The following is a 17,383-nucleotide window of genomic DNA, read 5'->3' as shown; positions in this document are numbered from 1 at the left end:
CGGGCGGGGAAGACAAGAGAGCATGACGAACAACGACAGCATCAACGGCAATTCCACGGCAGCCGCCGCCCCCAGGACGGGGCGGCGGCTCGCCGCCGCGCTGTGCGCCTCGGGTCTTGCGCTGCTATGCGCGGCCGGGCTGTGGCTGGCCGCCGGCGCTCGTGCGGCAAACCAATGCCGCGACAGCGGCTTCGGCATCGCGGACGCGGTCGAGATGACCGGCGGCGGATGCCGCATCATCGTCACCGCACAGAATGACCGCCGCCTCCGCTCCGACCCCCTGCCCACACGCGACGGCCCCTTGTCGGCCGCGGCGGTGGTGGTGGCGGGAGCTGCCGCCCTTCCGCCGTACCTGCTTCTGGTACGTGCTCGACGCAGGCCATGACGCGCCCGCCCATCGCCCTCGCGACCTCGACGGACGGCGGACTCGCGCACGGCGCGGATGTGGCGATGGCGGTGAGGGGTCAGCGCCGCTCGCGAGGAGCCGACGGAGGGGTCTCGTCCCTCCGGGGAGCTTGGAGGAGGAAACGCGGGTCGGGCGCGGGTGAACCCTTGTTGACGGAACCCCCGTTGACGGAACTCCTGTTGACGGAACTCCTGTTGACGGAACTCCTGTTGACGGAAGCCCTTTTGATGAAACCCATGTCAGCGGGACTCATCTTGATGGTCTCCGCCTCCAGAGGCGCCGGTGCGGGTGTTCCTGGTTCCTGGGCCGGCTGGAGCCGCATCCCCGCGAACGGGTTCCGCCAGAAGTGCGAGCGCGGCATGCGCCAGCTGTAGCGCAGGGCGAGCAGGCGCAGGGAGACGGCGACCACGGCCGTACCCACAGCGGTCCCGACGTTGAGCAGACCGGCGGCGTACAACACTGCGGTCCCGCCCGCGCCTACCAGGGCGGGCAGCGCGTACGGATCCCGGTCCCACCGCAGCAGCGACGGAACCTCCAGCGCGAGCAGACTGGCCAGCACGCCACCCCCCACGGCACTCACGCTGCCGAGGGTCGCCGCGGCGGGCAGGTTGAAGCCGTGGGCGAGCGCCTTGATCGTGCCGGTGACGCTGAACAGCCCCAGCGCGGCGGCGTCGGAGACGTCGAACAGCCCGCTCCCGTGAACCTTGCCGTCGTCGTACAGCCGGTGGCCGAAGTAGACGATCGCGGCGGCCGCACAGGGCGTGAAGAAGTACCCGAGATCGGTGAAGGCGACCGGCGTCACTCCGAGGACCAGGTCCCGGAAGAGGCCACCGCCCAGCCCGGCGGCCTCGCTCAGGATGACGGTGCCGAAGATGTCGAAGTCCCTGCGTACGGCGATGAAGGCCCCGGACAGGGCGAAGGCGAAGATGCCCACGAGATCCATGGCGTACTGGACGGCGCCGCTCAGGTCGTCGATCGGCATGGGTGGAGTCTCCATGACACGGTGAAGGTGCGTGATGCGTGTGGGGGTGAGGTGGACGAAGGCATTCCGAGGGGACAGACGCCGCAGCGCCTCTCCGCGTTCCTGCCGGACGCGACTTCACCGCGACTCGGCCCGTACGGACAGGAATTCGGCCCTGTCTCCGGTGTCCTTGTCGGGGCCTGGTGAAGGGAGTGTTCACAGTCCGTGGGCCCTTGTCTTATGCGGTGCCGGCGCAGGCCGTCGAGCTTCCTGCCGTCGGGGCTGAGGGATCGGAGGGGCAGTCCAATCTTCCCCCCATTGGCCGTTTCGGCCACTCGGACGGGCGATTACGGTCCGGCCATGGACGAGCTGACCCAGATCTTCAATCGCGCCGCCGAGCACGCCGCCGCCTACCGCCGCTCGCTGCCCGAGCGGGCGGTGGCGCGGCCCGTCGACTACGCAGCCCTGCGCGCCGCTTTCTCCCGCCCGCTGGACCGCTCGCCCACCGCCCCGCTCACGGTGGTCGACGAGTTGGTGGCCGTCGCCGAGACCGGACTCGTCGCCACCGCGGGCCCGAGGTTCTTCGGGTTCGTCGTCGGCGGGGCGCTGCCCGCTGCCACCGCCGCGGAGATCCTCGCCGCCGGGTGGGACCAGAACGCCTTCAACGCCGCGCTCTCGCCCGCCGCCCTCGCCGCGGAGGAGGCGGCGGGCGGCTGGCTGAAGGACCTGCTCGGCATCCCCGCCACGGCGTCCACCGGGTTCGTCACCGGCGGCCAGGCGGCCAACACCGCAGGGCTCGCGGCAGCCCGGCAGCACCTACTCACCCAGGCCGGCTGGGACGTCGGGCGTAAGGGGCTCGGCGGCGCCCCGCACCTGCGGGTGGTCGCGGGCGAGGAGCGACACGCCACCATCGACCGCTCGCTGCGGCTGCTCGGCCTGGGCACCGACTGCCTGGAGACGGTCCGCACCAATGGACGCGGCGCCCTCGACACCGACGACCTGCGCCGCGTGCTGGCGTCCGCCCCAGGCACGCCGACGATCGTCTGCACCCAGACGGGCAACGTGAACACCGGTGCCTGCGACGACCTCCGTACCGTCTGCGACCTCACCCGCGCCCACGGCGGCTGGGTGCACGTCGACGGCGCCTTCGGCCTGTGGGCCGCCGCGAGCCCGGCGACCCGCCACCTCGTCGACGGCGTCGAGCTGGCCGACTCCTGGGCCTGCGACGGCCACAAATGGCTGAACGTGCCCTACGACTGTGGCTACGCCTTCTGTTCCCGCCCCGCCGTCCACGCCAACGCCCTGTCGTACACGGCCTCCTACCTCACCCGCGCCGACGGCACTGCGGCCGGTGGCGCCGACTACACCGCCGAGTCCTCCCGCCGCGCACGCGGCTTCGCAACCTGGGCGGCGCTGCGCGAACTCGGCCGTGACGGCGTCGCCGCACTCGTGGACCGCTGCTGCTCCCTCGCCCGCCGCTTCGCCGACGGCCTGTCCGCGGCGGGCTTCGAGGTGGTCAACGACGTGGTGCTCAACCAAGTCCTCGTCAGCTTCGGCGACGACGCCCGCACCGACCACGTCGTGCAGGCAGTGCAGAACGACGGCACCTGCTGGGTGGGCGCCACCACCTGGCGCGGCCGGCGGCTGATTCGCATCTCGGTGTCCGGCCACGCCACGACAGAGGCCGACGTCGACCAGTCGATTGCGGCGATCGTGCGGCTGGCGCGGGCGTCGTAATCCGGGCGGCACCCATTGGGCCAAGTCGCGCACCACGCTGGACACATGGAGACGACCGGGAAGGACGCTTGTGGCTGACCCGCCACAAGCGTCCGTCAACACCAGCACCGGGGAACGGCTCAGCGCCTCCAGCGTTGTCAGTTCTTGTTCGGCTCGCAATCCAGGGTCACGGACACTCGCCATGGCCGTTGCCATGCTGAGATCACAGAAAGGTGGGGGAAGCATGAGGTTCATATGGCGGATGTGGGCGCGAATGTTCCCGGATCCGGCCGACCACGCCAGCCACCAGCGACAGAGCCAGGAGCCCGCACAGCCTTTTGCCGCGAGGGATACAGCCTCCAGACACCGCCTCCCTCGTGGCCCTGAAGCCCTGCGTGGATCAGCTCAGCGGTCCATCAGTCTCCGCTGACTGCTCCTGCTGCTCTGGGCATGGCGACGGCCCTCGCGAAACGCGGCAAGCTCAATGATGTCAACATGCGCCGGGTCGAAGGGCTCTACGAGGATCGGGCGAAGAACGCGTCAGCCGACTACTGGCCTACCGGAGAGAGCGTCGTCGCTTTGCTGTTCGGCCGTGAGCTTGCTCTTTATCTTCGGGCGTCACGCGGAGCGACCAGGGTCGCTTAGCGTCTGACGGTCTTGCCGACGTCGTAGCGGGGTGCCCGCCACCGGTTCTTCACACCGGGTGGCCGTCCGGGGCCGGTGCCGCGGGGTTTGGGAACACGGGCTGGACACAGCGTGTGGGGACGGAGGTTCCTGAACCCGCGGCGAACACGGGCCGGGGTCAACTGCGCGGACGAGGATGGCCTCTCCCAGGGCCGGCGCGAGACGGTGCCCCGCCGCAAGGACCAGGACGGCTTCGCCGTGCCGGCAAAGCGGTGGCGGGTGGAGCGGGCGATCTCGTGGATCATGAGAGCCAGGAGAAACGTCCGCATCTACGAACGGCTCGTCTCCCACAGCGAGGCCCACATCACCTGGACCTTCATCACCCTCATGGTCCGCCGCCTCACCCGCCCTCCCCGACCACAGCGCACCACGCCGCACCCCCTCGAACCGGTGAAAGCGGCCGGCAAGCCCAAGCCCATACGCCTCCGGATGCAGCAGCCCCAGCCGATCCGACTAGCCCCCACGACCTTGCGCTGATCTTGAACTGATACGGCGCATCGAGGCATCCGGGTTCGAACGGCAGCTGATTTATGGCAGCTGGTCCAGGAACCAGGTGGAGAGTTCCTCGGTGATCAGGGTGTGCGTATCGCTCTGCGAGGCGAGTTTGACGGCGTGGAAGGGCGTCTCCTCCAGTTCCTCATCGCTGATCGGGGTGTAGAGGTCGTCGTGGGTGGCCGGCTCCCGTAGGGCGATGGCGCTGACGGCCGGGACGAAGCAGTGCTCGCGGATCGGGTTGTCGACGCCGAAGCCCAGCAGGGGCGGGATCTCGTTCAACGCGTCGGCGAGGATGCCGAAACCGTGAAGGGTGCCGCCGGGCGCGCCGTCGATGTCGGGCAGTTGGCTGGTGCGGATCTCCCGGGTGGGGAGGGTGACCACCCGGAGCTTGGCCACCAGTTGGTCATCGCCCTCGGACTGGGTCCGCAGCTCGGTGCCGATGACGGCCAGCCCCTTGCCGATGACGGCCTCGGTCCCGGGAGCCACGCCGTTGCCGGCGCCGGTGTCCGGACCGTTGGCGATGGCGATCAGCCGGGTCTCCCTCGCCCGGGGCCAGTTGCCGACTTCCTCCAGCGCGCGCAGGAACGCCAGGCGCAGCTCGCTGGTGGCGGGCTTGTCCTCCCAGTTCGCGATGTGCTTCCAGAGCAGTTCCTGGGCGGCCGGGCTGTTGATCTGGTCCGAGAAGCGAGAGTCGAGCTTCTTGGTGTAGTGCGCGAACGCCTGGAGGGCGATGGGAATCCAGGCGCCGGTGTGCGGTGTGTCGTAGGAGTAGTAAAGCTGCGTCTGGTGCTCGATGCCGACCGTCTCCATTTTGGCGAGGGCATAACGAGCGACCAGGCCGCCCATGCTGAAGCCGCCGACGGTCAGCGGGTGGTCGCCGACACGGCGGTCGATCGTCTCAATGACGGCCGCCATCACCGTCTCTGCGTTCTGGAGGATCGACGCGCTGCGCTCGTGGTAGCCGACGAGGACGACGTCGCGGCCCCTGCGGCGGAGCTCGCTCAGGAGCGGGTACGGGCCGTACTCCAGGTGCTCCCAGGTGAAGCCGAGGTCGCTGGGGCCGGTGCTGAAGCCGTCCGCCATCAGGACCGGGCGGGTGAGCTGGCCGTTGCCCTCGCCGTGGTAGACCCAGGCGGTGCCATGGGGGAGGTCCCAGACGTCGTTGGGCGGGGGCGGGATGCGGTCGGTGGTGCGTGGGCCGGGTGCCAGGATGATCGGGGGACCGGACCGGAAGGCTTCGGCGGCCTGCTCTTCGGTGGTGCTCATGGCATTCCCTTCCTGAGGGTGGGGGCGGGGCCCCTCCTTACGGATCGCATGCCGGGTTGGGGGCTTTGTGACGTCGCGTCCGTTCCCGGCAAAGCAATGACAACCCCTCCATCACTCTCTGCACTAGATCGAATGCGGACAGTTATGACCTTCCGGCGTTGCGGGCGCGTGACCGCCGACCGTTCGGGAGTGAAGCGTTTCCCGCGCGAACGCATGGCCCTTCGGCCGGAAACGGTCGGAAGGTAGGCGGACGCCGATCGTTCGGTCGGCTGATCGCCCTTCAAACCGCGTGCCGCAATTGTCCGGATCGTGCGATCGGGGGGCTGGGGCGCTGCCGCGTGATGACTCGACGCGCCTCCGACCGGCACGCCAACGCAGCGAGCCCGCCAGAGAGACCGAGGCCCCGGCCCCACCGGGAACAGGCCCCGCGAGACGACGAGCCGACGCGCTCTGCGCGATGCTCCGCGACGGCACCTGAGGAGCGCTACGCCTCACAGAGCGTCACAGATCACCTGCTCTAACACAGTTTCTGACCTTGCGCTTCATCTTCGGGCGTCACGCAGAGTAATGGCTTGCGGTGTTGCCGCGAACGGCGACAGCGTCGTTCCGCCTGGGTCCGTGGCACACCCATGACGCCTCTCCCACGGCGCCACCGCCGTCTCGGGACCCGTCCCGAGGAGGCGGGGCTAGGGTCTTCCGGTCTACGAAGCGAAGGCAGGCCAAGGAGTGCGGCGTGAATGTCGTAGTGATCGTTGGGCTGGTGATCGGTCTGGCGCTGGTAGTGGGTTGCGTGTTGGTAGTGCGCAGCCGTCGCGCGGTGAGGTGGTCAGAGGGCGAGGCGTCGCCGCTGGGGGGCGGTGCGACGGACGGCATGCTGGCCTGCCCGTCGTGCGCGCACCGGTTCAAGCGGCCCGACATCATGATCGTCACCAAGGCCCAGGTGAAGAGATACGGCCGAGACCCCGTCCAGTGCCCGCGTTGTGATCTCATCTGGGACGCGGACGGTAGGCCCCACAGGATTCGCTGAGAAGCCAGGGTGCGTGGGCGCCGTGAGCTTCTCCTCAAGCAGTAGCCCCGAACGGGCATAACTGGCCCCTCGAAACGAGAAGGCGGCGGAGAAGGGACTGAGCCATGGCAGGGGATACCGTCGCGTGGATCGTGTTGGGCGTCATTTTCGGGGTGTTGCTGCTATGGGAACTTTGGGCGTGGTTGTGTCGGGTGTGTGACCCGGATGAGTCCACGGAGAGACCTCGAAGGAAAACCGTGGCAGCGCCACATCCGGCTTATACGCTCTCCTGCGCTTACTGTGGCTGCGCGTGGCCATCTCCGGATCCTGCATCCGACACACTGAAATGTCCTAACCCTGCGTGCGGTCGAACGCATCAGGGAATTCGGTACCCCGACCCGTGGGGCCGACCACACCGGTGAGACTCACCGTCCCGGCCCCGGTCCGTAACGGGGCCGCATGGAGACGAGCTTGCCCCACACCACCAGCCGGTACTTGGACGTGTACTCCGGGGTGCAGGTGGTGAGGGTGATGTAGTAGCCGGGGTCCTGATAGCCGTAGGAAGGTCTGGCGCCGGAGCGCGGGACGGGCGCTATGACACCCGAGTCCTGGGCCGAGGTCTGTGGAAGGGTCTGGTCGACGGCGTACGTGTAGGTCGCGGCCTTGGTCTCGACCTCGATGGTGTCCTCGGGGCGCAGCCGGTTGATGTACCGGAAGGGCTCGCCGTGGGTGTTCCGGTGCCCTGCGAGGGCGAAGTTCCCTGCCCGGCCCGGCTGTTGGGTGTGCGGGTAGTGGCCGGCGTACCCCTTGTCGAGGACGCCCCGCTGCCCGATGCCTTCGGCGACGGGGACGCGGAGGTGGAGGCGGGGGATGCTGAGGATGGCGTAGGCCTGGGAGCGGTGGGGTGGGGCGGTGGCGGGCCGCTGGGGGGCGCGGGTGGGCTGTGGCTGTTCGCGGTCGGAGTCGGTGTCGGTGTCAGGCGCGGGGGCGGCCGTCGTATCGGACTCACCGCGGCTGGTGCTGCCGTTGCCGCCGGCCCACTCCCGCTCCAGCGCCTCCACCTTCCGCTCGGCGCCTTCCCGGGCCTCCCGGTTGGTCCACCACAGCTGGTGCGCGACGAGGAGCAGGAGAAAGACCCCGACGGTGACGAGGAGTTCGCCCCCGGTCCAGAGCGCACGCCGGCGCAGGGCGCGCCGTCGCAGGGTGCTGTGCGGCACGACGGCAACGCGCATGCCTACGCCTCCTTCACCAGGCCGCTCGCACGATAAGGGGAGGCGCGGCAAGTCACCAGCCTGTTCTGTTCGGTACTTCGTACACAGGTTTTAAAAAGGGCTGTCACAACCCTCGACAAGCCGCACACCACACCGGATGCTTCCTGTTGGCATGAGCGGGACAGGCCATGACGCCGGTTCAGGGACCGGCGGTCCGACCGAATCGGAGAAGCCAAGCCATGATCCGACGCAGAACCCTGCTGGCCGCGGCAGGCGGGACGGTCCTCGGCAGCGCCCTGGCGACCGGCACCGCACACGCGGACGCCACGATCGCCGTCAACCCCGGGACGTCGTACGGCACATGGGAGGGCTGGGGCACCTCGCTGGCCTGGTGGGCCAACGTGTTCGGCGCCCGGGACGACTTCGCCGACATCTTCTTCAGCACCAAGTCGGTGAGTTACAACGGCACGACACTCCCCGGCCTCGGCCTCAACATCGCCCGCTACAACCTGGGCGCGTGCAGCTGGAACAGCGTGGCGGGCGCCACGATGGCCGAGTCGCCGAACATCCCCGCCTTCAAGCAGATCGAGGGCTTCTGGCAGGACTGGAACAACGAGGACGCGGCCTCCTCGGCCTGGGACTGGACGGCGGACGCGAACCAGCGCGCGATGCTGGTGAAGGCGACGCAGCGAGGCGCCGTGTCCGAACTCTTCGCCAACTCCCCCATGTGGTGGATGTGTTCCAACCACAACCCCTCGGGCGCGGCGGGCGGCGGCAACAACCTCCAGACCTGGAACTACCGCCAGCACGCCTCCCACCTGGCGGCCGTGGCCCAGCGCGCGAAGTCCAACTGGGGCGTGAACTTCGCGACGGTCGACCCCTTCAACGAGCCGGCCTCCACCTGGTGGACCGCCACCGGAACACAGGAGGGCTGCCACATGGACCCAGCGGTCCAGGCGGCCGTACTCCCGTACATGCGCAGCGAGTTGGACAAGCGCGGGCTCACGGGCGTGCGGGTCTCCGCGTCCGACGAGACGAACTACGACACGGCCCGCTCGACCTGGGCCTCCTTCAACTCCTCGACCAAGGCCCTGGTCAGCCAGGTCAACGTGCACGGCTACCAGGGCTCGGGCGGCCGCAGGGACCTGCTGTACACCGACGTGGTGACGACGTCCGGCAAGAAGCTGTGGAACTCGGAAACGGGCGACAGCGACGGCACCGGCCTCACCATGGCGTCCAACCTGTGCATGGACTTCCGCTGGCTGCACCCGACGGCCTGGGTCTACTGGCAGGTCATGGACCCGTCGACGGGCTGGGCGATGATCGCGTACGACCAGAACACCCTCCAGCCGACGACGGTCCAGCCGAAGTACTACGTGATGGCGCAGTTCAGCCGTCACATCCGCCCGGGCATGAGGATCCTCGACACGGGCGTGAGCTACGCGGCGGCGGGCTACGACGCGACCGCGAAGCGCCTGGTGATCGTGGCCGTGAACACCTCCACCTCGGCCCAGACCCTGACCTTCGACCTCTCCCGCTTCACCACGGTGACGGGCGGCTCGGGCGGCCTGGTCCCGCGCTGGAACACGGTCACGACGGGCGGCGACAAGTACGCGGCGTACTCGGACACGCGGCTGAGCGGGAAGAGCGTGAGCGTGCCGTTCGCGGCGAAGGCGGTGCAGACGTTGCAGATCGACGGGGTGACGATCTGAGGGACGGCGACAGGCCCGGCGGCGCACGCGACGGCATGCGAGGGATGCCCGCCGGGCTCGTCGCGCTCGCGCTCGGCGGTTTCGGGATCGGGCTGACGGAGTTCGTGATCGCCGGGTTGCTCCCGCAGGTGGGCCGGAGCCTGGCCGTGTCGGAGGTCGCGGCCGGGTGGCTGATCTCCGGGTACGCGCTGACCGTCGCGGTCGGCGCGATCGCGGTGACCGCCGCCACCTCCGGGCTGCCCCGCAAGCCCGTCCTCGTCGGTCTGGTGGCGCTGTTCGTCGCCGGCAACCTCCTGTCCGCCCTCGCGCCGAACTACGAGGTGATGCTGCTCGGACGCGTCGTCGCCGCCCTGTGCCACGGCACGTTCTTCGGCCTGGGCTCGCTCGTCGCCCGCCGCATGGTTCCGCCCGACCGGGCGTCGAGGGCGGTGGCGGTGATGTTCGCCGGGCTGACGGTCGCGAACGTGCTGGGCGTGCCGTTCGGCGCCCTGGTCGGCGAACGCTGGGGCTGGCGGGCGACGTTCTGGGCGATCACCGGTATCGGGGTCGTGGCGGCGGTGGCCATCGCGGCGCTGGTGCCGGCGTGGGCGGGCAAGGTGCCCGCCGGCGGCCGGGCGGACGGCCTCCGCGCCCAGCTGAGCGCCTTCCGATCCACGCAGGTGTGGCTGACCCTCACCGCCACCGCCCTCGGCTACGGCGGCATGTTCGGCGCGTTCAGCTACCTCGCCTACACCTTCACCGACGTCACCGGCTTCTCCAGTACGGACGTCGCCTGGCTGCTCATCGTCTACGGCAGCGGCCTCGTGGCCGGAAACATGGCAGGCGGCCGAGGCGCCGACCACGACCGCGACCTCACCCTGATCGTCTCCCTGGCCGGTCTCACCGCCACGCTCACCGCCTTCGGCCTGCTGGCGAGCAGCCATACGGCGTCCGTGATCCTGGTCTTCCTCACGGGCCTGTTCGGCTTCGCGAGCGTCCCCGGCATGATCACCCGCGTCACCGACCACGCCCACGGGGTACCGCTGGCCGCGGGCGCCAACGTCTCGGCGTCCAACGTCGGCAACGCCCTCGGAGCCTGGCTCGGCGGCCTCGCCATCAGCGCCGGCCTCGGCTACACCGCCCCGCTGTACGTGGGCGCGGCGATCGTCCTGCTCGGGCTCGCGGTGATGACGTACGCGGCACGACGGCCCGACCGCCACCCGCGCACCCCCGCCTCCCCCCACGAACTCCCCACCACCCGTTGACCTGCACACGCCTCTTCTTCGTCGGCCGTCGGCAGTACGGTGATCCCATGCGCCCCGACACGCCTGCCGAGAACGTCGACCACTCCGCCGAAGCGGCACGCCTGGAGCGGACCGCCGACCTGTACCCCGAAGACGCCGAGGCCCTGCTCCTCCAAGCCGCGGCCCACCTGGAACTGTCCGGCGCCCGCCCGGCCGCGACCACGCTCTACGACCGCCTGCTGGCAAAGCCCGACGGCCTGGAGAACGCGTACCTGGTACGGGCCTTGAAGGCGTCGAACCTCTGGGAGTACGGCCACGAGGCGGAGGCCCGCGCGATCATCGACGGCGTCCGCGCGGCGGCTCCCCGCGACCCGGCACCGTGGGTGATCGTCGCGGAGGCCCTGGAGTCCCACGACGAGCTGGAGCAGGCCCAGGAGACCTTCACGGAGGGAGCGCGCCTGCTGCTGACGGACGTGCCGGAACCCCCGTACTCCACTCACCCGCTCCTCTTCGGCCGCCACCGGGTGCGCAGGATGCTGGGAGTCACCCACGACGACTGGGACGTGCTGGCCGACACCCTCCACACCTCCCCCATCTCCCTGGACGAACTCCACGACCCGAAGCGGGTGTGGTCCCTCGGCTCGGACAACCCGGCGGAGCTGGAGGCGGAGATCTCCCGCCTGCGAGCGGAACTGGGCACCTACCGCGAGGCCCTGTCCCGCCCGTTCCCGGTGGCGGTCCTGCACTGGCCGGCAGGGGAGCTGACGGAACTGGTGGAGGCGTATCCCTCGCTCGCGGCGGAGTACCCCTCGCATGACACCCACCTGGCGACGATAGAGACGTCACTGCGGGAGCTTGCCGCCTCCGGCACACCGAACCTGGGGATCGTGACGGGGACGGTCCCGTCGTACGAGGCCTTCGCGGCGTCGGAGGGCGTGTCACCCGGGGACGCGGAGCTCCTGCCGCAGTACGCGACGACGCTGGCGGCGAGGGGGAGGGCGGTGGCGTGGCCCCCGCAGAGGGGCGCGGGGTGCTGGTGCGGGTCGGGGCGGACGTATGGGGAGTGCCACGGGGCGTGACCCCGTTCCACTTACTGCGTTACTGCGTTACTGCGCCCGTCGGCGTTTCCAGTACGCGACGGTCAGTACGGCCAGGAGCGGGCCCCACAGGACCAGCGGCGTGTAGCAGAAGAGGAACCAGGCCTCCTCCCAGCCGCCGACCTCGCTCGGGAAGTCGTCGGGAAGGGCGTCACCACGGAGCGTCGTGCCCATGATCTGCGTGATGGGGGCGAGGAGGGTCCATAAGAAGGTGAGGAGAGCGGCTCCGATCGCGGCGGGGACGACCGCCGCCATCGTCGGGACCCGGCGGCCTCCCACCAACGGAAGCCGGCGCGGAAACACCTCACCCCACCGAGCGATCAGGCCGAACGCGGTGAACGCGAGAGCCTCGGACAAGACCGACAGGAAGACGATGTACAGCCGCTCGCCGATCCCGATCCCACGATCGAAAGCGGCCGGGAGCCGCCACAGGCTGGACGGCAGGACGACCAACATCACGGCGTAGGCCGTTCGTTGCAGACGCCGGGAGACTCCGGCGACGGGCTGGTGGGCGGCCCGCAATACGCCATGTAATCGCCCGGGGCGGGCTGCGGCTTTACGGACATGCGGGAACGGCTGCATGTGCGGTCCTCTGTCTCGCTGGGCCCAACCGGCCCGTACACCACGAAGTTCGCACCCGGGAGGGTCACCGCGAATCGAGCCGTGGGCTGAACCAGGTCCGCCGTATTGCCGAGGGAGTGGTGCTACCGAAGGAGGACAGGCAAGGGGGCTTGCGGCAGGACTCGGGTCGCACCGCAGACTCGGCGGCCGGAAGCGCACCGATCCGGTGACCCACATCACACCCGGCTCCTGTCAGGAATCGCCGCCCTGTCCCGCTCAAGGGGCAAGCGACCAGACAGGAGCCCATCATGAAGCACCGCATCCTCGTCCTCGGCGCCGGTTACGCCGGGGCCTTCGCCGCCGGGAGCCTGGCCCGCCGCCTCTCGCCCGCCGACACCGAGATCACCGTCATCAACGCCGAGCCGGTCTTCGTCGAGCGGATGCGCATGCACCAGCTCGCGGCGGGCCGGGCACTCGCGACCCGGCGGCTGGCCGACGTGTTCGCCGGCACTGGCGTACGACTTCACGTGGCGCGCGTCACGGCGGTCGACCCGGAGCGCCGCACCGTCGCCGTGACCGGCGAGGACGGTGACGGCGAGCTCGGCTACGACACGCTGCTGTACACGCTCGGGAGCCGGGTCGCCGACCACGGTGTCCCCGGTGTGGCCGAGCACGCCTTCGACGTCGCGGGACGGCCGTCGGCGCTGCGGCTGCGCGCCCGCCTGGACAGTCTGGGCTCAGCCGGCACCGTACTGGTCGTCGGCGAGGGCCTGACCGGCATCGAGACCGCCACCGAGTTCGCCGAGTCACGTCCCGGTCTTTCGGTGGCGCTCGCCGCCCGTGGTGAGCTGGGCGCCTGGCTCTCCCCGGGGGCCCGGCTCCACCTGCGCGAGGCCTTCGACCGGCTGGGCATCACCGTCCACGAGCACACCGTCATCGAGGCCGTCGAGGCGACGTACGCGGTCGGCGCGGACGGCACCTCCTTCCCGGCCGACGCGACCGTGTGGACGGCCGGCTTCGCTGTCGACCCCATCGCTGCCGCCGCCGGTCTCGAGGTCACCGAGGGCGGGCGGATCGTCGTCGACGACACCATGCGCTCGGTCTCGCACCCCGACGTCTACGCCGCCGGCGACAGCGCCTTCGCGATCGGCGACAACGGCCGGCCGCTGCCGATGTCCTGCGCCTCGGCGGGCCATACCAACATGCAGGCGACGGACGCGATCGTGGCGCGGCTGACCGGACGCCGGGTTCCGAGCGTCAAGAAGACCTACATCGGCAACCACATCAGCCTCGGGCGGTACGACGCGATCTTCCAGATGGTCGACGGCGACGTACGGGCGAAGTCCTGGTTCCTGGGCGGCCGGAAAGCCGCGCGGCTCAAGGCGGGCATCCTCAGAGGCAGCCTGTGGGCCACCTCGCACCCGACCTTCGGCATGCCGAAGCGCAAGCACCGCCTGACCGCCACCACGACGGCAGCCGGCACCACGGCCGTTACCACCACGACCGTTACCACCGCGACCGGAAACGCTGCCGCGCCCAAGAACGCTGCCGCGCCCGAGAATGCCGCCGCATAAGGTCGACCGCATGGAGAGCACCGTCGCTGATCGCTTCGAGGCCGGCCGGGCCCGGCTGGCCTCGCTGGCGTACCGTCTGCTCGGCTCGGCGGCCGACGCCGAGGACATCGTGCAGGACGCGTACCTGCGCTGGCACGCCGCCGACCGGGAGCGGATCGAGGTGCCGGAGGCGTGGCTGACCAAGGTCGTCACCAACCTGTGCCTGGACCGGCTCCGTTCGGCACCGGTACGCCGCGAACGCGCGGCCGGCGCCTGGATGCCCGAGCCCCTCCTCGACGGCGACCCGATGCTCGGCCCGGCCGACACCTTCGAGCAGCGCGAATCGGTGTCGCTCGCCGTCCTGACCCTGATGGAGCGGCTCTCACCGGTCGAACGGGCCGTCTACGTCCTGCGCGAGGCGTTCTCCTACCCCCACTCCGAGATCGCCGAGATCCTCGACATCTCGGAGTCCGCGAGCCAGCAGCACGTCCACCGGGCCCGGCGCCGGGTCGCCGCCGCGCGCCGCGGCGGCGGTGAGGTCGACCCGGCATCCGCGCGCAAGGTCCTCGAGGAGTTCCTCGCCGCCGCGTCCTCGGGCCGCACCGAACGCCTGGTGGCGCTCCTCACCGACGACGCGACCGCGATCTCCGACGGCGCGGGCCTCTCCAGGACGCTGCAGCGCTACGAGACCCCCGAGCGCGTCGCCGCCATCATGCGGACCGCCTTCAAACCCACTCCCGCGAAGCGACGCCTGGCCGGCGGCTCGCCCACGTTCCACATCGGCCAGGTCAACGGCTGGCCCGCCGTACTCGCCGTACTCGACGACCGGATCGTAGGCGCCGCGGCGTTCGAGATCACCGACGGCAAGGTGGCGGCACTGCACGGCTTCGCCGCCACGAAACGCCTCGCCCGCCTCACCGAGATGTGGCGGCAACAGGAACCCGACGCGCCGGTCATCGGCCAGTGGTGACCGCGTCTCAGGCGATCTGGTGAATAGCACGCCCCAATATGGTGGACCGATGACGTCGATCAAGAAGTTCCAAGTCACCTTCGACTGCGCGGAACCTGAGCGCCTCGCTCGCTTCTGGTGCGAGGTGTTGGGGTACGTCGTACCGCCGCCCCCGGAGGGGTTCGCCACCTGGGACGATTTCAAGCGCTCGCAGCCACCTGAGCAGCGGGATTCATGGTTCGCATGCGTTGATCCCTCAGGTGTGGGCCCGCGACTGTACTTCCAGCGCGTCCCCGAAGGGAAGGCCGTCAAGAACCGGGTGCACCTTGACGTGCGGGTCGCCACCGGACTCGTGGGGGAAGAGCGCCTCGCCGCACTCGAGGCCGAATGCGCACGACTGCTCCCGCTCGGCGCGATACACCTGCATACCCTCTACGACGGCAACGATGCGTGCATCCCGATGCAGGACATCGAGGGCAACGAGTTCTGTCTCGACTGAGAGCCGCGGTATTGAGCCGTTTCCGCAAGTACGGCCGCTCAACCGTCTAGTCTTGCCACGCTCGAACTCTTGATCTAGCCATGCTGGAAGGAAAAGGTGTGAGCGGGAATTTAGTACGGGGATTCGCGGTGGCCTCTGCCACAGCGGTCACGACTGTCGGCGCCGTTACGGGAGTTGCCCAGAGCAGCACCGGTCAGCCGGCGAACGACGCGGAAACGACGGCGAGCGACGCGACCCTCCTCGCGGACTTACCCGTAGGGCAGCAGGCCCAGGTCCAGTCGGCCTCACTGACCCAGCAGGCCGACGCGCAGGCCATCGCCGCGGACAGCAGCGCAAGGAAAACCGCGGCGGAGACGGCCCGCAAGCAGGCCGCGAAGGACGCCGTCGCCAAGCAGAAGGCGGCCCAGCAGAAGGCCCTTCAGGACGCCAAGGACCGCCAGGAGGCGCAGCGGAAGGCCAGCAGCTCGTCGAACTCGACGAGCTCATCGACGGACTCCTCGGCGACAGGCACCTCCATCCTGACGCCGCAGTCCTCATACACCACCGCCCAAGTCCAGGCCATCGCACGGCAGATAGTGCCCGGCGACCAGTTCCAGTGCTTCAGCAACATCGTGGACCACGAGTCCGGCTGGAACTACCTGGCGGTCAACCCCTCTTCCGGGGCATACGGTCTCGTACAGTCCTACCCCGGCTCCAAGATGGCCTCTGTCGGAGCCGACTGGCGGACCAACCCCGCCACACAGATCAAGTGGGGCCTGAACTACATGAACGACCGCTACGGCAGCCCCTGCGACGCCTGGGCGTACTGGCAGGCCAACAACTCCTACTGAGGCCGCGGCACTCACCCACAGCGCGTAGCTTCGAGAGCCGACGTCATCCGGCCCGCCGAACCTGCGGATCGTGAGGAGGGGACTGCCCCGTCGTACGAGGTACGAGACATCCGCCGCGTCGGAGGAAGCGTCGCCGGGCGAAGGGGTTGCTGTCGCTGGATGGGACGACGTTCGCGGCGCGAGGGGGGAGGGCGCGGCGGCTCGGCCGCCTCGCGGGAGGGGGCTGAGCTCGGCGGGAGGGGGGCTGAGCTCGCCGTAGGGCGGCAAGCGGAGGCGGGGCAGCCTCGGCTGGACGGGACCACGGGTGGGCCGGCGGCCTACGACCGGCGAGGCGGCTTCCGCGAACGATTGGAGCGGCTGTTCCACTCCGCCGCCACTCGACCTGGGCTTTTGGGCCTCGCGGTTGACACAAACACTCCACTTGCACCCTCCGCTCCCACCGGACGGGTGCGTACCCCCACCCACCGGGCCACAGGTCGCTCCGCCGTGCCGTAGGTCGCGTGCTCCGCCGGGCCGTAGGCCGCTGCCTCCACGGCCCCGCCGGTCGCCGCCTCCAACGGCCCTGCCGGTCGCTTGCTCCACCGGCCCGCAGGACGCTGAACCGTCCCGGCGTGCCCCCATCCCGCGAACGCGCCCGTCACCTCGGCCCGCCACGCAGCCCACAGAACCCCCTCCGACCTGGGCCCCCGCCTTTCCGGGGCACCCGCTCGCTTCTTCCCCGTGCTGGAACGGCCCGGGTCAAGGGTCGGCCGCAGGCCGATCGCCGCCAGGCGACGCGGAGCGCCAGCGGAGCGCCCTTGAGGCGGGCCGTGGAGGCACGACACTGGCCAGGAAGCGGGCGGTCCGACGGCAACTATGACGATGTGCGGTACGTGCAGTACGGGCAGTGCTCATCTGCGGCGTCGCCCAGCTCGTAGGCACCGAGGGATGACCGACCAAAAACGATCATCTTTCAGCGCAGAATCTTCGCATGTCAGGTCACGTCCAGCTCAACTGTCCTCAAGTCGCCCATCGCAGCCGTCAGCAACGATTGTTCGCCGCGATCCGTCCGTGTGCCACGGCACACCGGAAGAACACCGTCCGGTGAGCCCACGGTGGCGTTCGATAGCCAGCGCGAGGCGCTCGGGCTACACCGCAGGTCAGCGACTTGATGGCGGCGTACAAGATTCAGTCTCTTCTGAGCGCTCAGTCTGTAGCCAACCGCAGTGCCGAGT

Annotated in this window: 15 protein-coding genes and 1 pseudogene; 11 read left to right on the top strand and 5 right to left on the bottom strand. The window is 69.8% G+C overall.

All coding sequences use genetic code 11. The features are described 5' to 3' along the window. Nucleotides 1-22 precede the first annotated feature (22 nt). Nucleotides 23-385, top strand: a complete 363-nt coding sequence (locus tag AB0I77_RS18920) for a hypothetical protein (protein ID WP_363283715.1) — start codon at nucleotides 23-25, stop codon at nucleotides 383-385. Between the two features lie 79 nt (nucleotides 386-464). Here the strand turns inward: AB0I77_RS18920 and AB0I77_RS18915 are convergent, their stop codons facing one another. Beyond that, nucleotides 465-1,388, bottom strand: coding sequence for a trimeric intracellular cation channel family protein (locus AB0I77_RS18915; protein ID WP_363283714.1), 924 nt, complete (start codon nucleotides 1,386-1,388; stop codon nucleotides 465-467). Nucleotides 1,389-1,727: 339 nt separating this feature from the next. On the opposite strand from AB0I77_RS18915, the gene AB0I77_RS18910 reads away from it, so the two are divergent. Further along, on the top strand, nucleotides 1,728-3,104 hold the full coding sequence (locus AB0I77_RS18910; RefSeq protein WP_363283713.1) for a pyridoxal-dependent decarboxylase: 1,377 nt from the start codon (nucleotides 1,728-1,730) through the stop codon (nucleotides 3,102-3,104). Nucleotides 3,105-3,724: 620 nt separating this feature from the next. On the opposite strand, the pseudogene AB0I77_RS18905 reads toward AB0I77_RS18910, so the two are convergent. After that, a pseudogene (locus tag AB0I77_RS18905) lies at nucleotides 3,725-3,925 on the bottom strand (transposase); the annotation flags it as partial. Here AB0I77_RS18905 and AB0I77_RS18900 point away from each other — a divergent pair. Further along, nucleotides 3,840-4,244: a hypothetical protein gene (locus AB0I77_RS18900; protein WP_363283811.1), complete on the top strand. Its 405-nt coding sequence runs from the start codon at nucleotides 3,840-3,842 to the stop codon at nucleotides 4,242-4,244. The pseudogene AB0I77_RS18905 and the gene AB0I77_RS18900 overlap by 86 nt on opposite strands. Before the next feature lie 51 nt (nucleotides 4,245-4,295). Here the strand turns inward: AB0I77_RS18900 and AB0I77_RS18895 are convergent, their stop codons facing one another. Then, nucleotides 4,296-5,528, bottom strand: coding sequence for a thioesterase domain-containing protein (locus AB0I77_RS18895; RefSeq protein WP_363283712.1), 1,233 nt, complete (start codon nucleotides 5,526-5,528; stop codon nucleotides 4,296-4,298). 733 nt (nucleotides 5,529-6,261) lie between these two features. On the opposite strand from AB0I77_RS18895, the gene AB0I77_RS18890 reads away from it, so the two are divergent. Beyond that, nucleotides 6,262-6,555 (top strand): hypothetical protein, encoded by a 294-nt coding sequence (locus AB0I77_RS18890; RefSeq protein ID WP_363283711.1) that lies wholly within the window; start codon nucleotides 6,262-6,264, stop codon nucleotides 6,553-6,555. 404 nt (nucleotides 6,556-6,959) lie between these two features. Here the strand turns inward: AB0I77_RS18890 and AB0I77_RS18885 are convergent, their stop codons facing one another. Beyond that, nucleotides 6,960-7,766 carry a class E sortase gene (locus AB0I77_RS18885; protein WP_363283710.1) on the bottom strand — a complete coding sequence of 269 codons (807 nt, stop codon included), beginning with the start codon at nucleotides 7,764-7,766 and terminating at the stop codon, nucleotides 6,960-6,962. 218 nt (nucleotides 7,767-7,984) lie between these two features. Here AB0I77_RS18885 and AB0I77_RS18880 point away from each other — a divergent pair, with 218 nt between their 5' ends. Genes AB0I77_RS18880 through AB0I77_RS18870 form a run of 3 tightly spaced genes read left to right on the top strand, consistent with a single transcriptional unit; the run spans nucleotide 7,985 to nucleotide 11,759 of the window. After that, entirely contained in the window at nucleotides 7,985-9,457 is a 1,473-nt protein-coding gene (locus tag AB0I77_RS18880; RefSeq protein WP_363283709.1) for a glycoside hydrolase, read from the top strand. Nucleotides 9,458-9,501: 44 nt separating this feature from the next. Then, the gene (locus tag AB0I77_RS18875) at nucleotides 9,502-10,701 is read left to right on the top strand and encodes an MFS transporter (protein ID WP_363283708.1); all 1,200 of its coding nucleotides are present in this window, start codon (nucleotides 9,502-9,504) and stop codon (nucleotides 10,699-10,701) included. 47 nt (nucleotides 10,702-10,748) lie between these two features. After that, nucleotides 10,749-11,759, top strand: a complete 1,011-nt coding sequence (locus AB0I77_RS18870; protein ID WP_363283707.1) for an SEC-C domain-containing protein — start codon at nucleotides 10,749-10,751, stop codon at nucleotides 11,757-11,759. 27 nt (nucleotides 11,760-11,786) lie between these two features. Here the strand turns inward: AB0I77_RS18870 and AB0I77_RS18865 are convergent, their stop codons facing one another. After that, nucleotides 11,787-12,299, bottom strand: a complete 513-nt coding sequence (locus AB0I77_RS18865; RefSeq protein WP_363283706.1) for a hypothetical protein — start codon at nucleotides 12,297-12,299, stop codon at nucleotides 11,787-11,789. A 347-nt stretch (nucleotides 12,300-12,646) separates the two neighbouring features. Here AB0I77_RS18865 and AB0I77_RS18860 point away from each other — a divergent pair, with 347 nt between their 5' ends. From AB0I77_RS18860 to AB0I77_RS18845, 4 genes are all read left to right on the top strand, one after another. Next, nucleotides 12,647-13,912: an FAD-dependent oxidoreductase gene (locus tag AB0I77_RS18860; RefSeq protein ID WP_363283705.1), complete on the top strand. Its 1,266-nt coding sequence runs from the start codon at nucleotides 12,647-12,649 to the stop codon at nucleotides 13,910-13,912. Nucleotides 13,913-13,922: 10 nt separating this feature from the next. After that, nucleotides 13,923-14,861, top strand: a complete 939-nt coding sequence (locus AB0I77_RS18855) for a sigma-70 family RNA polymerase sigma factor (protein WP_363283704.1) — start codon at nucleotides 13,923-13,925, stop codon at nucleotides 14,859-14,861. 49 nt (nucleotides 14,862-14,910) lie between these two features. Further along, entirely contained in the window at nucleotides 14,911-15,339 is a 429-nt protein-coding gene (locus AB0I77_RS18850; protein WP_363283703.1) for a VOC family protein, read from the top strand. A gap of 98 nt (nucleotides 15,340-15,437) precedes the next feature. After that, nucleotides 15,438-16,169, top strand: a complete 732-nt coding sequence (locus AB0I77_RS18845) for a transglycosylase SLT domain-containing protein (RefSeq protein WP_363283702.1) — start codon at nucleotides 15,438-15,440, stop codon at nucleotides 16,167-16,169. Nucleotides 16,170-17,383 lie beyond the last annotated feature (1,214 nt).

The sequence above is a fragment of the Streptomyces sp. NPDC050619 genome (assembly GCF_040654815.1).
GTDB lineage: Bacteria > Actinomycetota > Actinomycetes > Streptomycetales > Streptomycetaceae > Streptomyces.
Note: the sequence above shows the minus strand (reverse complement) of the source record. Positions and strands in the feature narration are given on the sequence as shown.